Source organism: Rhizobium sp. SG570 (genome assembly GCF_012275345.1).
Lineage (GTDB): Bacteria > Pseudomonadota > Alphaproteobacteria > Rhizobiales > Rhizobiaceae > Rhizobium > Rhizobium lusitanum.
The window spans coordinates 68,229-82,324 of record NZ_JAAZQI010000011.1 but is presented as its reverse complement, the minus strand read 5'-3'; the positions used below and the strand labels follow the sequence as shown (position 1 = coordinate 82,324).

The window sequence follows — 14,096 nt, the reverse complement described above, 5'->3', positions numbered from 1 at the left end:
ATCCATAATATCCGCAAACGCGGTCTTTCGTGACACGGCAAAGCTGTCATAGGTTGACCGAACCAAATTCAGGATAAGGCTGTAGGCAATGGCAACGCACCGTTTTACCCCCACCGTCTATCACAACGTCATCGGCTCCCTGCCGCCGGCCTTGCATGTCGCCGATGGCGATACCGTCATTACCGAAACGCTCGACGCTGCCGGCTATGACAAGCATGATATTCGCCATGCCTCGGGTCCCAACCCGATGAACGGCCCGATCTTCGTCGAGGGTGCGGAACCGGGCGATTCCCTCAAAGTCGAAATCCTGACGATGGTGCCGACGCGCGATACGGGATTCACCCGCAGCGTCGTGGCAGGCAACGTCGTCGATCCGCAGGATGTGCGGACACTGCCGGCCAGCGAAAAGGTGATCTGGCAGATCGACCGCGAAGCCCTGACAACGAGACTTTCCGAGCCGGTGGCCGGCCTTGAGGCCCTGACGCTGCCGCTTTCGCCGATGATCGGCTGCTTCGGTGTTGCGCCGGCGCTCGGCCAGGCCATATCGACCGCCACCAGCGGCGAATTCGGCGGCAACATGGACTATCGGCTGCTGGGGCCGGGCACGACCATCTGGTTTCCCGTATCGGCGCCAGGCGCACTTTTCTTCCTGGGCGATTGCCACGCTGTGCAGGGAGACGGCGAGATCGTCGGCACGGGAATCGAAACCACCTTCGAGGTGACGGTACGGCTGAGCGTCGAAAAGAAAAAGACGATCGTCTGGCCGCGCGGCGAGACGGTGGACGACATTTTCACCATCGGCAACGCCCGGCCGCTCGACCAGGCCCTGCAGCACGCAACCAGTGAAATGCTGCGCTGGCTCGGCTCCGACTACGGCCTCGATAAGACTGCCGCCAGCCACCTGCTCGGCCAAGTCGTGCGCTACGATGTCGGCAATGTCTTCGATCCGGCCTATACGATGGCCTGCCGCGTTTCGAAATCCTGGCTGAGGCGCCGCTAAATCCCATATCGGGTGTCAGCTCGCATCCTCTGATTGGTCGCGCCGCTGGCGCGACACATTGCTTTCCTGCCGCTCGCGCGCCATGTGGCTGACGGCGGCGCGCAGTTGCGGATGCCGCGACATGAACAGGTTGAAATCACGGCGCTCCAGCACGAAAAGCTGACAGAAATCGACGGCAACGACATCGGCGGTACGGCGCGCGCCGGTCAACAGTGCCATTTCGCCGAAGAATGAACCGGCGCCGAGCGGAACCTCATCGTCCTCAAGCTGCACTTCGACGGCGCCGGACGCGATGAAGAACATGCTGTCGCCGCGATCGCCCGTGCGAATGACGCGATCGCCCGGCGAAGCCGATCTCGGCCGGAAGAGCAGCAGAAGCTCCTCATGCGCATTGTCATCCAGCTCGGCAAACATCGGAAAGGTCTCGATCAGCTCTTCGATCTCGAGACTATGCTGCCGATCCCTTTCCTCACGCTGCTTGTTGATGGCGGTCAGTTCGCGACGCAGCCCATCTTGCTTGGCCGTGCCATATTTGCTCGCGAACGACGGCCATCGGGAAAACGTCCATTTCTCCAGCTTCTCGACGGCGAAGAAGGCCAGCGGATTGAGCGTGATCGACAGGATCGCTCCTGCAAGAATGAGATCCTGTCCTTCCCGGGACAACAGACCGAGCGAAACGCCGAGCCCGGCCAGGATGAAGGAAAATTCGCCGATCTGCGCAAGGCCGGCTGCAACCGCAAAGCCCATGCTCGCCGGGTAACGCAGCAACAGCACCAGGCCGAAAGCAATCAGTGACTTGCCGATCATGATGAGCGCAAGCACGCCGACGATCATCAGCGGTTCGCGCACCAGGATAGTCGGATCGAAGAGCATGCCGACGGACACGAAGAACAGCACGGAAAAGGCATTTTGCAATGGCAGGGAGTCGGCCGCAGCCCGATGGCTGAGATGCGATTCACTCATCACGAGCCCGGCAAAGAAGGCTCCAAGCGCGAAGGAAACGCCGAATATTTCCGCCGCCCCGAAGGCGATGCCGAGCGCGATCGCCAGAACCGACAGCGTGAACAATTCGCGCGAGCCTGTGCGGGCGACCGACGTCAACAGCCAGGGTACGACGCGCGGACCGATGAAGATCGCTACAAGAGTAAATGCCGCCACCTTGACCAGCGTCATGCCGATCGTCAGCCAGATCGAGCCGGAAGCCGCATGGTCACCGGCATTCACATGGCCGCCCATGGCGCCGGCAAAGGCCGGCAGCAGGACAAGTGCGAGCACCATCGCCAGATCTTCGACGATCAGCCAGCCGACAGCCACGCGCCCGTTGGTCGAATTCACCAGATTGCGCTCTTCCAGCGCTTTCAACAGTACAACGGTGCTGGCGACGGCAAGGCTTAGCCCGAGGACCACGCCTGCGCCGATGCCCCAGCCCCAGAGGGACGTCAAGCCGATGCCTAAAAGCGTTGCGATCGCGATCTGACCGATGGCACCGGGGATGGCGACCCCGCGCACCGCCAGCAGATCAGCGGCCGAAAAATGCAGGCCGACGCCGAACATCAGCAGGATGACGCCGATTTCTGCCAATTGCGATGCGAGTGAAACATCGGCGACAAAGCCCGGTGTGGATGAGCCGATAATGACGCCGGCAACCAGATAGCCGACCAACGGCGGCAGATGTAGCCTGTCGGCGAGATAGCCGAAAATGGCCGCGAACACGAACCCGCCGGCAATCAGTGCGATCAATGCGACGTCGTGCGGCACGGCTATCCTTCCCGTTTCACGGCGTTAAAGCCTGTTCCTCTCTTTTCAGGCTAACTAGCATCGCTTTTGCCTACCCGTCTACGGGGTCGTGCGAAACCGGAGGAAAACGTCGCCTCGCCCATGCAAGGCGACGAGTAAACAGACGCTTACTGATCCAGGATGATCTGCAGCTTGACATCTGTTGGTCTGGCCTCGACGGCACGATCGAACGCCTCGATGGAGTCTTCAAAGGCGAATGTCTCCGAGATCAGCGGCTTCAGATCGACACGGCCGGACGCGATCAGTGCGATGGAGCGCTCATATTGATGCGCATAGCGGAAGACCGTTTCGATACGGATTTCCTTGGTCGATGCCGTCGAAACATCGAAACCGACCGGATCGACCGGCAGACCGACGGCGACGATCACGCCGCCCGGGCGCGGCAGCGCCATGACTGTTTCCCAGGCCTTCTGCGAACCGGAGCACTCGAAGACGACGTCGGCGCCCCAACCATCCGTAAGGCGGCTGACTTCCTCGACCAGATTGTTTTCGCGAATATTGACAGGGATGACGCCCTGATATTGGGCGGCGATGTCGAGCTTCGGCTGGGCGAGATCGGCAACGATCGCCCGTGCGCAGCCGCCGGCAAGAGCCGCGATCGCGACCATCGTGCCGATCGGGCCGGCGCCGAGGATGACGGCGGTGTCACCGGGGGTAATTCTCGCCTTGGTCGCTGCCTGCATGCCGACCGCAAAGGGTTCGACCATCGCGCCCTCGGCAAAGCTGACATTATCAGGCAGTTTGAAGGTATAATTGGCCGGATGCACGACAAAGGGCGTCAACACGCCATGGACGGGCGGCGTTGCCCAGAAGATGACGGCGGGATCGACATTGTACATGCCGAGACGGCTCGCTTTGGAATTGGGATCGGGGATCCCCGGCTCCATGCAGACGCGGTCGCCGATCTTCAGATGCGTCACGCCAGCACCGACTTCGACGACAGTGCCGGCGGCTTCATGGCCAAGCACCATCGGCTCGTTGACGACGAAGGGGCCAATCTTGCCGTGCGTGTAATAGTGGACGTCGGATCCGCAGACGCCGACCGTATGGATCTTGATCTTGACTTGACCCGGCCCGACCTCCTGAGGAAGGTCTATATCGCGGATTGCCAGTTCATGCTGGCGTTCCAGCACCAAAGCGCGCATCTTACTCATCGCATTTTTCCTCTTTTCGAAGCAAACGGCGCCTGCTTGCGCAAGGCCCAAACTCTTGTTCTTCCAGCGTCCAACCGGTGTCGCGAAACGAGCTTGCGCCAATGCCGGAGAAGACGCGTTGTGCTGGTGCCCAATAGAATGGCGGTATACTACCCCATTATATTAGAATGAACTTATTATTTAACGCCCTATTGCCAATATTGACTGGAGTTCCATTTCTTGCCTTTGTAATGATTGAGGAAAAGGAGGGGCTCATTATGGCAGTATATGATTGGACCGGTCAGCGCGCCCGCCGGATGAAAATGTTGCGTGCAGCAAGCTTTGCAATGCTTCTTATCATCCTGATGGCGATACCCGCGGTGCTGTTGCATTATAATCTCATTCAGTATCCCCATTGAGCAGCACATGTCGTTCATAGCGGAGATTTTCAAGCCGCCTTTTTCGCGCCCGCCTTCTGCTTGCGCGCAACGTTGTCGCCGGCCCTGCGGTCGAGCGGCAGGCAATCCAGCACGGCAAAGAGAGCGATGATGCCGAGCAACACGAAGGCGAGGCGGAATTCGATGGCGACGATGCCGCCTACGCCAAGCGGTGCACTGACAGCCTGACCGATGCGAATGCCGATGGCACCGACAGCGATGCCCATGCCCATGGTCAGCTGAAAGACGGTGCTGAACAGCGTGTTGGCGCCTGTCATCTTCTGCGGCGGAATGTCGGCGAAGGCAATCGTATTCAATGCCGTGAAATGCATCGAGCGGCACATGCCTCCGATGAACAGCACCGGTACGACGAGCCAGACCGGCGTATCGGGCGAAAACAACGCACAGGCTGCAATGAAGGCGGCATTCAGGATGCCGTTGACGATCAATACCGGTTTAAAGCCGAAACGCCGCAAAATCGGCGTCGTCCCCGGCTTCATCGCCAGGTTGCCGGCAAAGACCGCCAAGGTCAGCATGCCGGCATGAAAGGCGCTGAGCCCGAAGCCGACCTGGAACATCAGCGGCAACAGAAACGGCACCGCACCGATAGCGGTACGAAACAGTGATCCGCCGGAGATCGTGACCGCGAAGGTCGGCAGCTTCAGCCCTGAGAGATCGATGAGCGGATGCTCCGTCCTCAGAAAATGAAACACAGCTACGGTGAGCAGAACCAGCCCCGCGACCACATAGGCCGAGGCTTCCAGCCATATGAGATCGGGACGGCCGACCAGCTCCAGCCCGTACATCAGGCTTGCCAGACCGATGCTGCTGACGACGAAGCCGATCCAGTCGAAAGGCGGCCGCGCAGCATTCTTGGTTTCCGGAATGAGAATGAGCGCGAAGGCAAACGCCAATATGCCGAGCGGCAAGTTGAGAAAGAAGATCCAGCGCCAGTTCGCATGGTCGGTGATGAAGCCGCCGAGTGGCGGTCCAAGAACGGGCGCCACCAGCGCCGGCCAGGTGATCGTCGCAATCGCCGAGATCAGCTTGTCCTTCGGGGTATTGTTCAAAACCACGAGCCGGCCCACCGGCACCATCATCGCGCCGCCGATCCCCTGCAGGATGCGCATAGCGACGAAGGAGCCGACACCGTTGGCAAAACCGCACAAAACGGAAGCGAGCGTGAAGACGACGACGGCCGTGGTGAATACCAGTCGCGCGCCGAACCGGTCGCTGATCCAGCCGCTGATGGGGATGAAGACGCCGAGCGTCAGAAGATAGGCACTCATGCCTATATTGAGATCCACCGGTCGGGCGCCAAAGGAAACGGCCATCTGCGGCAGCGCGGTTGCAATGACCGTACCATCCAGGTTTTCCATGAAGAAAGCACCGGCCACGAGCAACGCAATCGAGACCGACCGTGAGCCTGCCGCCTGCATTTCCTTCTCCCGCCCATGCGTGGACATGTCGTTCATCAACCAGTTACTCCGAATCCGCCTCGCATCCCCCTTTATTTAATCGGTTCGGCATCGTTTCCGATAGATCGAAATCGTCCCATCAATCGATTGGTCAATCACGTTTCGCTTAGTGGGTGGCGCAGAATTTGATTGCCGTGCTGCCACCTTCCGCCATGCGGCTGGGCCGGAAATCATGACGATCCGCCAATGCGCCTTGGTGAACGGACCGGTCAATCCGGTGCCAGTAGGCATTTGCGCACAAGACATGGTAGGGTTTTTTATCGGAAATGCCGCGCCAAGAACGACAGGATCGATACAAAAACAATATGAAACAGCCTCGAACAAGCCGAGACATCAGCATAGAGCCCGCAAAACATATCATCGGCTGAAGATTAGCTTCGCAATCGCGTATCAAAGGAATGAGAGCTCCGCATAATGAAACATGGCCTTGATGCAAAGACCACTGCGGCAACACCGGAGGCGAAACTGATCGTAACGCAGTCACCATTCGATGCCTTTGTGCGAAAATACGGTACGATCCCCCGTCGCGGCGTCTTCGGCTATTTCGTCCACGAGCTTGGTCGCCGCATCGTCGGTGGAAATTACCCGGTAGGCGCCACGCTGCCGAACGAGCCCGATCTGGTGGAACAATTCGGTATCAGCCGCACCGTCATTCGCGAAGCGATGAAATGCCTTGCCGGCAAGGGACTGGTGGAGATCAAGACCCGCGTCGGCACCCGCGTCAAGGAGCGCTCCAACTGGCATCACCTCGATACCGACGTCATGGTCTGGTACTACGAGACCGGACCTTCGGTGGAAATCATGCGCTCCATCAAGGATTTGCGGCTGGCGCTGGAGCCGGAGGCTACCGCGCGTGCCGCCACACGCCGCACGGACGAAGACGTCACGGCAATCAGTTCCGCTTACGAGGAAATGGTTTCCACCATCGGCGACATCAATACCAATGCCGACGCCGATTTGCGCTTCCATACCGCGATCTTCGCCGCCACGCACAACATGATCTATTCACAGCTTATCGACCTGATTGCGGTTGGGATCTACGCCAATCGCACGCTTTCGGACCATGATGAAGTGGCGGAGGGTCAGAAGCGTTCCCTGCCCTACCACAAGGCCATCCTTGACGCGATCGTCGCCCGCGATTCCGACGCCGCGATCAAGGCATCACGGAGCCTGTTGGAGTCCTGGCGCATCAGCCACTACGATTTCTGACGCAGCACGTCGCAAGCGTCACGATGAATGCCGGCGGAGGGAAGCGTGGCCCGTTGCCGGTCGCGCTCCGTCAATGCGTCATCGCATCCTGGGCATCCGCCTTGGGCACCGATCGGCGGCCGGCATCATGGGCGACGGGAATGAGCCAGACGGTTGCGAACGTCGTGATGGCGACGATGACGACGCCCCAGAAACTCCAGTGAAGCGCGGCGTCGAAAACGTTCCTGATCGCCGGATCGCCGACAAGATCGGAAAGGCCGGTCGGCTGGTTCAGAATATCGTGAAGCCTCGTTGCCAGTTCGCCGCTGCCGAAATGAGCGATACCGATATTCATGATCGCGCCGAGCGCCGTGGCGCCAAGCGTGTTGCCGAGGCTGCGCGAGAAGATGATCGAGGCCGTGGCGCTGCCGCGCATAGACCATTCGACGCTTTCCTGGACGAGCACGACGCTGGTGAGACTGATGAGACCCATGCCGAAGCCCATCAGAAACGAGCCTACGCCGGCGATGATCGGGCTGCTTTCCGGGGTCAGGAACAAAAGAAACAGCGCACCGAACGGAAACATGAAGCTTCCGGCACGCAAGGTCCGGCGGATGCCGAACATGCGAAAGAACCGGCTCGCAAGCATGACCGCCAGCGGCCAGCCGACGATCAGCATGGTCAAGGTGAATCCGGCTTCGAGCGGTGATCGGCCGAGAACACCCTGAACGTAGATCGGCAGAACCGTCGTCAGGCCGATCAAGGCCATGCCGGCAAGCAGGGTTGCCGCATTACTGGTCGCCACCAGCCGCCGGCTCCACAGCGCGATCGAGATGATCGGCTCAGGCGCCCGCCGCTCCTGCCATATGAACAGGACGCCGCTGACCACAAAGACGATCGCTAGCAAACCAAGGACGGCAAAACCGGAACCGGTTTCCGTCAGAATGACCAGCAGCGATACGATCGATATCGAAAACAGGATCGTCCCGAGATAGTCGATCTTCGCCTCGCGCGGGGTGATGCGCTCATGCAGGAAGCATACGAAGCCGGCGATGGACAGGACGCCTAACGGCAGGTTGATCCAGAAAATCCATGCCCAGGAGAGATGATCGACGATGATGCCACCGGCAAGCGGACCTATGACGGCCGAAACAGCCCAGACGCTGGCAAGGGCACCCTGCACCTTGGCACGCTCTTCCAGCTTGTAGAGATCGCCGACAACCGTCATCGTCACAGGCTGAATGGCGCCGGCGCCAATCCCTTGAAGCAGCCGGAACGCGATCAGCGAGGCCATCGACCAGGCAAAGCCCGCAAGCGTAGATCCCACGAGAAAGATCAGGATGCCAACGATAAGCATGGGCTTGCGGCCGAACATATCGGAAAGCTTGCCATAGATGACCGTCGTGGTGGACTGCGCCAGGAGAAAGGCGGAGAAGACCCAGCTGTAATAGGTGAAGCCGCCCAGTTGGCCGACGATGCGCGGCATGGCGGTCGCAACAATCGTCGCTTCCACTGCGACCATGAAGGTCGCAAGCATGATCGAGACGATGACCAACGGGCGTCTCGAACGATCGACCGTGCTGGACATGGTATTCCTTTCTGACTGCCGCGCCCGATGTCGAATACGCACAGGCCGTCGAGGCGACCATGATCGAGCGTTTCATTTTTGGAATCGACGCCCGAAGACGAGGCGACTGGGGGGATTTTTGCCTAGATTGCTATGATAAGCATTGCATACTGATACAGGTCGATGTCAACTGTTTAAACGCAACTGCAGATCGCGCAGATTGACTGGAATCCATCTGTTGTCACGTCCGCAAATAAGCTCTCAGCTAAATTTATTTCCGTTGATTTGTTCATTTTCTGAACTTATTATCGGAAAAACACGCTGAAATCCAGGCGGAACGTCGAATTGCTTACTTCTTCCCAGCAACAGCTTCTGCGCGTGATCAGTCAATCCGGACCACTGAGTCGAACAGATCTTGCGACATCCATGGGTCTTAGCAAGGCCGCCATGAGCGGAATTGCCCGCGATCTGATCTCCCTTGGCGTCCTGCACGAAACGGAGACGATCTACGGCCAGGGCCGCCCCTCGATCTTGCTCGATCTGCATCCCGAAGGCGCCTTCTTCGTCGGCATTTCACTGCTCGAAGATCCGGCAGCGATGGTGCTTAGCGATTTCAACGGCAGTATCGTCGCGCGCCAGACCATGCCGCGGTCGCGCGATCCGGATGTTATCGCCGAGTTGATAGCAGAGACGCTGCCGAAGCTGCTGGCAGAACGCGAGGATGCTGTCAGCAAGCTTTATGGCATCGGCATTGCCCTCTCAGGCTTTGTCGACGAGAAGCAAGCAAACTGCGTTCAATCAACGCTGCTTGGCTGGAAGGATGTGCCGCTTGCGAGCATCGTCAGGCAGAAGACCGGTATCGACACCTTCATCGAAAACGACGCCAAGGCGGTCGCCGTCAGCGAGAAGCTGTTCGGCAGCACACGCGACGTCCAGAATTTCAGCGTCGTCTCTTTCGACGACGGCATCGGCTGCGCCCATTTCGTCGGCGGCAAGCTTTATCGCGGCAATCATGGCGGCGCCGGCGAGATTGCCCATTGCACCATCGAACCCAATGGCTCGCCCTGCCGGTGCGGCAAGCGCGGCTGCCTCGATACCGTCGCCTCGATGAAGGCAATCAAGGAAATGGCGAAAGCGGAAGGCCTTGCCTGCAGTTCCCTTGACGATCTGGAAAACGAGGCCTCGCTCGGCAACGCGGCCGCCATCCGCATCCTGCATCGGGCCGGAAATGCACTCGGTCTGGCCATCGCCCATCTGATCCAGTTCAACGATCCCGGCATGATCCTGATCACCCATGTCGATGGACGCTTCGATGGTCTCTTCGGCACTGTCATGCGGCAGGCGGCCGAGGCGAACGTGTTGCCGCGCTATGCCGGCCAGACGCCGATCCGCACCCAGCGCGTCGATGGCGATGTCTGGGCGCGTGGCGCCGCCAGCATTGCCGCCCACAATTTCCTGATTGGTCCCACCCCGAATTGAGGTTCCCATGCGCATTGCCGTCGGAGGCATTCACATCGAATGCAGCACCTATAATCCCGTATTGAACGAGGAAAGGGATTTTCGCGTTCTGCGTGGCGAGGAGTTGACGGCCGCGCCCTATTTCGCTTTCCTTAGGGATTACGATGGCGAATTCCTGCCGACCATTCATGCCAGGGCAATCGCCGGCGGTCCTGTCGCCCGCCATACATACGAGGCCTTCAAGGCGGAGTTTCTGGAGCGTCTCAAACCATTGCTGCCGCTCGACGGGCTCTATCTTGCCATGCACGGCGCCATGTATGTCGAAGGCATGGAAGATGCCGAAGGCGACTGGATCAGCGCGGCACGTGCCGTCGTCGGCGACGATTGCATGGTCTCGGCCAGCTATGACCTGCACGGCAACGTCACCCAACGCATTATCGATGCGCTCGACATGTATTCCACCTATCGCACCGCGCCGCATATTGATGTCGAAGAGACCATGCGTCGCGCCGTGAAGATGCTGACGGAGAGCCTGAAGACCGGCGTGAAGCCGATCCTGCTTTGGGCACCGATCCCTGTGGTACTGCCGGGCGAACGCACCAGCACGGTCGATGAGCCGGCCAAGAGCCTCTACGATCTACTGCCCGAGATAGACGCCATCGATGGCGTCTGGGATGCCTCGCTGATGGTCGGCTATGTCTGGGCCGACGAACCGCGCGCCACGGCAGCCGCCATCATGACTGGCACGGATCGCGCCGTTCTCGAACGGGAAGCGAAACGCCTGGCGCAGGCCTACTGGGACGTGCGCAAGGATTTCGTTTTCGGTTGCGAGACAGGCACGATCGAAGATTGCGTCGCCAAGGCGATTGCCAGCGAGACCGTGCCCGTGGTGCTTGCCGAATCCGGCGATAATCCCACAGGCGGCGGCGTCGGCGACCGCGCTGATGTGCTTGCTGAACTTATCGCCAATAACGCAAAGGGCGTCATTTTCGCCGGCATTGCCGACAAGGCTGCCACGGAAGCCTGCTATGTGGCAGGCGTCGGCGCCACCCTCGATCTTTCGGTCGGCGCATCGCTCGACACGAAGGGCAGCAAGCCCGTGAAAGGCAGCTTCACCGTTAAATTTCTACTTGAGGCCGCAGACCCGATCGACGCCCAGGCGGTTGTTTCCATCGGCGGTATCGACCTAGTGCTGTCGGCAAAGCGCCGGCCCTATCACAACCTCTCCGATTTCACGCGCCTCGGCCTCGATCCGCACAAGACCAGGATCATCGTCGTGAAGTCCGGCTATCTCTCGCCGGAACTGGCGCCGATCGCCAATCCGAACCTGATGGCACTTTCGCCGGGGGTCGTCGATCAGTTCGTCGAACGCCTGCCGCGGCTGCGCAAGCAGAAGCCAACCTATCCCTTCGACAAGGATTTCGATTTCACGCCCGAGACGGTAGTCTCGGCGCGAGCTATCAGTCGCTGAGCTCCAAAGCCGGCAGCGGTAGGTCGGGCAAAACCTTCCGGAATAGCACTCGGGCGGCACCGTTTTACGGTTCGCTTTTGCGTGCCACGCACAAACATTGTGCATTGCATAAATTGCACAAAAAAGAGCTTGACGGCAGGGTTGCGTTGAACTTCTATTGAACCAATTCGAAATTGGTTCACTCCCCACTATGGCAATCAGCAGCCTTCCGGAGAATTCGATCTACGCCCTGGAAAAGCTCAGAGGGCTTTTGAATTCGGCCGATCTGCCGGCAGACGGGAAGTTGCCGACGGAACGGGTTCTGTCAGAGACATTGGGCGTCAGCCGTCGTGCCATCCGGCGAGCGTTGGAGGTGCTGGAGGCCGAAGGCCGCGTCTGGCGGCGCCAGGGCTCGGGAACCTATGCGGGACAGCGCCCGGACGGCTGGAGCGAGCATGTCAGTTCGCTTGTCGCCCGCACGGATCTCATGGAGGTCATGGAGGTTCGTCTGCGCATCGAGCCGCAGCTGGCCCAGCTGGCGGCCATGCGCGCCAAGCCCGATGACATCGATCGCATGTATGAGCTGACCAAGAAAATCACCGCCAGCGACGATGCCGACAGTCGCGAGCTCTGGGATGGCGCGCTGCACCGGCTGATCGCCGAGAGTGCCGGCAATCAGTTCTTTCTGACCATCTTCGACGTCATCAACCATGTCCGCCAGGACGAGGCATGGCAAACCATTCGCGAATTGGCCCGCAGCATCAACAAGACGCGCCCGATCTCCTATGCGCAGCACATGGCGATCATCGATGCGATTGCGGCGCGTGACCCGATGAAGGCCGCCGAAGCCATGCGTAAGCACCTTCTGATGCTTCAGGAGAGCTTGATCCGCATCACCTCGCTCGATGCGCGACAAGCACAGGCACCGCTGACCGAAGAGGTAGGCTGACCAAAAGCTCTGCCCGCACCAGACAACGACCGGAGAGGAAACCGGTCGAGACTGCAAAAAACGAAAATCATAATTCATAATCAGGAGAACAAGATGAAGATCGCCAAATTCCTGACATCGCTTGCCGCCGGCGCATTGATCGCGCTGCCGGCTTTCGCTGTCGAGCTGAAGATCGGCCTGCAGGACGATGCCGACGTGCTGGATCCGGCCCAGTCGCGCACATTCGTCGGCCGTATCGTCTATACCGCGCTCTGCGACAAGCTGGTCGACGTGACGCCGGATCTGCAGTTCGTGCCGCAGCTCGCCACATCCTGGAAATGGTCGGCTGATGGCAAGCAGCTGATCATGGAACTGCGTCAAGGCGTAAAATTCCAGGACGAGACGCCGTTCAACGCGCAAGCAGTGGTCGATAACATCCAGCGCTACCAAACGATGCCGGAATCGCGCCGCAAGAGCGAGCTCTCCTCCGTCGCCAAGGTCGAGGCATCGGGCGAATACGAAGTCACCTTTACCCTGAAAGCGCCCGATGTCACTCTGCTTGCCCAGCTCTCCGACCGCTCCGGCATGATGGTCTCGCCGACCGCGGCAAAGGCGACCGGCGCCAAATTCGGCGATCATCCCGTTTGCTCCGGTCCGTTCAAATTCGTCGAGCGTGTGCAGCAAGACCGCATCGTACTCGAAAAATTCCAGGATTACTGGAACAAGAACACCATCTTCATCGACAAGGTGACCTATCTGCCGATCCCCGACACGACGGTTCGCCTCGCAAACCTACGTTCCGGCGATCTCGACATGATCGAGCGCGTCGCCGCATCCGATGTCGGCACGGTGAAGGGTGATCCCAATCTCGTTTATGCCGATGCGATCGGCACGGGGTGGCTCGGCGTCTATGCCAATGTCGGCAATGGTGCGCGCGCAGACAATCCACTGGGCAAGGATAAGCGCCTGCGCCAGGCCTTCTCGCTGGCGATCGACCGCGAAGCCGCCATGCAGATCGTCTTCGACGGCACCGGGCTTGCCGGCAATCAGCCCTTTGCACCGAACAGCCCCTGGTACGATAAGGACATTCCGGTTCCTGCCCGCGACATCGACAAGGCCAAGGCATTGGTCAAGGCCGCCGGTTTCGATCGCATCCCCGTCGAACTCGCCGTCGCCAACAATCCGGTCTCGATGCAAATGATGCAAATCATTCAGTCGATGGTTGCCGAAGCCGGTTTCGACGTAACCTTGAAAACCACCGAATTCGCAACGCTGCTTGATGCGCAGTCGAGCGGCAACTACCAGCTCAGCCGCTCCGACTGGTCCGGCCGCTCCGATCCCGACGGCAATATCCAGCAATTCGTGACGACCGGTGCCGGCCTCAACGATTCCAAATACAGCAATCCGGAGGTCGACAAGCTGCTGCTCGAGGCACGCCAGTCGCAGGACACTGCGGTGCGCAAGCAAAAATACGATGCGGCAGAAGCCATCCTCAACGAGGATCTGCCGATCATCTTTCTCGGTCATCAGGCCTGGATCTGGGCCTACAACAAGAAAGTGACCGGCTTCGCGCCCGCCCCGGACGGTATGATCCGTCTTGCCGGCGTGAAGAAGAGCAACTGAGCCAAAAACGCCATGCGGGCGCTCTCCCCGCATGGCA

The 14,096-nt window shown here is 59.6% G+C and carries 11 protein-coding genes; 7 read left to right on the top strand and 4 right to left on the bottom strand.

Annotation, left to right across the window (positions count from 1 at the left end; all coding sequences use genetic code 11):
• Positions 1-88 precede the first annotated feature (88 nt).
• Complete coding sequence (locus FHT28_RS21675; RefSeq protein WP_047554683.1) at positions 89-1,000, top strand: acetamidase/formamidase family protein; 912 nt, start codon at positions 89-91, stop codon at positions 998-1,000.
• A gap of 15 nt (positions 1,001-1,015) precedes the next feature.
• On the opposite strand, the gene FHT28_RS21670 is transcribed toward FHT28_RS21675, so the two are convergent.
• Positions 1,016-2,758, bottom strand: a complete 1,743-nt coding sequence (locus FHT28_RS21670; protein ID WP_168597319.1) for a cation:proton antiporter — start codon at positions 2,756-2,758, stop codon at positions 1,016-1,018.
• A gap of 146 nt (positions 2,759-2,904) precedes the next feature.
• Positions 2,905-3,951 (bottom strand): NAD(P)-dependent alcohol dehydrogenase, encoded by a 1,047-nt coding sequence (locus FHT28_RS21665; protein ID WP_047554681.1) that lies wholly within the window; start codon positions 3,949-3,951, stop codon positions 2,905-2,907.
• Positions 3,952-4,208: 257 nt separating this feature from the next.
• Here FHT28_RS21665 and FHT28_RS21660 point away from each other — a divergent pair, with 257 nt between their 5' ends.
• The gene (locus FHT28_RS21660; protein ID WP_167669539.1) at positions 4,209-4,349 is read left to right on the top strand and encodes a hypothetical protein; all 141 of its coding nucleotides are present in this window, start codon (positions 4,209-4,211) and stop codon (positions 4,347-4,349) included.
• Between the two features lie 29 nt (positions 4,350-4,378).
• Here FHT28_RS21660 and FHT28_RS21655 read toward each other — a convergent pair whose 3' ends face one another.
• Positions 4,379-5,842, bottom strand: coding sequence for a DHA2 family efflux MFS transporter permease subunit (locus FHT28_RS21655; protein WP_168597318.1), 1,464 nt, complete (start codon positions 5,840-5,842; stop codon positions 4,379-4,381).
• Positions 5,843-6,259: 417 nt separating this feature from the next.
• Here FHT28_RS21655 and FHT28_RS21650 point away from each other — a divergent pair, with 417 nt between their 5' ends.
• On the top strand, positions 6,260-7,054 hold the full coding sequence (locus FHT28_RS21650) for a FadR/GntR family transcriptional regulator (RefSeq protein WP_168597317.1): 795 nt from the start codon (positions 6,260-6,262) through the stop codon (positions 7,052-7,054).
• 70 nt (positions 7,055-7,124) lie between these two features.
• On the opposite strand, the gene FHT28_RS21645 is transcribed toward FHT28_RS21650, so the two are convergent.
• A complete protein-coding gene (locus FHT28_RS21645; RefSeq protein WP_113108899.1) occupies positions 7,125-8,621 on the bottom strand; it encodes an MDR family MFS transporter in 1,497 nt (498 codons plus the stop codon).
• Between the two features lie 324 nt (positions 8,622-8,945).
• On the opposite strand from FHT28_RS21645, the gene FHT28_RS21640 reads away from it, so the two are divergent.
• From FHT28_RS21640 to FHT28_RS21625, 4 genes are all read left to right on the top strand, one after another.
• Positions 8,946-10,079, top strand: a complete 1,134-nt coding sequence (locus tag FHT28_RS21640; RefSeq protein ID WP_168597316.1) for an ROK family transcriptional regulator — start codon at positions 8,946-8,948, stop codon at positions 10,077-10,079.
• A gap of 7 nt (positions 10,080-10,086) precedes the next feature.
• Positions 10,087-11,529, top strand: coding sequence for a M81 family metallopeptidase (locus FHT28_RS21635; protein WP_168597315.1), 1,443 nt, complete (start codon positions 10,087-10,089; stop codon positions 11,527-11,529).
• 190 nt (positions 11,530-11,719) lie between these two features.
• Positions 11,720-12,457, top strand: a complete 738-nt coding sequence (locus tag FHT28_RS21630) for a FadR/GntR family transcriptional regulator (RefSeq protein WP_168597314.1) — start codon at positions 11,720-11,722, stop codon at positions 12,455-12,457.
• Between the two features lie 93 nt (positions 12,458-12,550).
• Complete coding sequence (locus FHT28_RS21625; protein ID WP_047638450.1) at positions 12,551-14,059, top strand: ABC transporter substrate-binding protein; 1,509 nt, start codon at positions 12,551-12,553, stop codon at positions 14,057-14,059.
• Positions 14,060-14,096: the final 37 nt, after the last annotated feature.

Excerpts from the sequence above, each read along its gene's own strand:
- FHT28_RS21675 (WP_047554683.1), top strand. The coding sequence starts at position 89 with ATGGCAACGCACCGTTTTACCCCCACCGTCTATCACAACGTCATCGGC.
- FHT28_RS21665 (WP_047554681.1), bottom strand. The coding sequence starts at position 3,951 with ATGAGTAAGATGCGCGCTTTGGTGCTGGAACGCCAGCATGAACTGGCA.
- FHT28_RS21660 (WP_167669539.1), top strand. The coding sequence starts at position 4,209 with ATGGCAGTATATGATTGGACCGGTCAGCGCGCCCGCCGGATGAAAATG.
- FHT28_RS21655 (WP_168597318.1), bottom strand. The coding sequence starts at position 5,842 with ATGAACGACATGTCCACGCATGGGCGGGAGAAGGAAATGCAGGCGGCA.
- FHT28_RS21650 (WP_168597317.1), top strand. The coding sequence starts at position 6,260 with ATGAAACATGGCCTTGATGCAAAGACCACTGCGGCAACACCGGAGGCG.
- FHT28_RS21645 (WP_113108899.1), bottom strand. The coding sequence starts at position 8,621 with ATGTCCAGCACGGTCGATCGTTCGAGACGCCCGTTGGTCATCGTCTCG.
- FHT28_RS21635 (WP_168597315.1), top strand. The coding sequence starts at position 10,087 with ATGCGCATTGCCGTCGGAGGCATTCACATCGAATGCAGCACCTATAAT.
- FHT28_RS21630 (WP_168597314.1), top strand. The coding sequence starts at position 11,720 with ATGGCAATCAGCAGCCTTCCGGAGAATTCGATCTACGCCCTGGAAAAG.
- FHT28_RS21625 (WP_047638450.1), top strand. The coding sequence starts at position 12,551 with ATGAAGATCGCCAAATTCCTGACATCGCTTGCCGCCGGCGCATTGATC.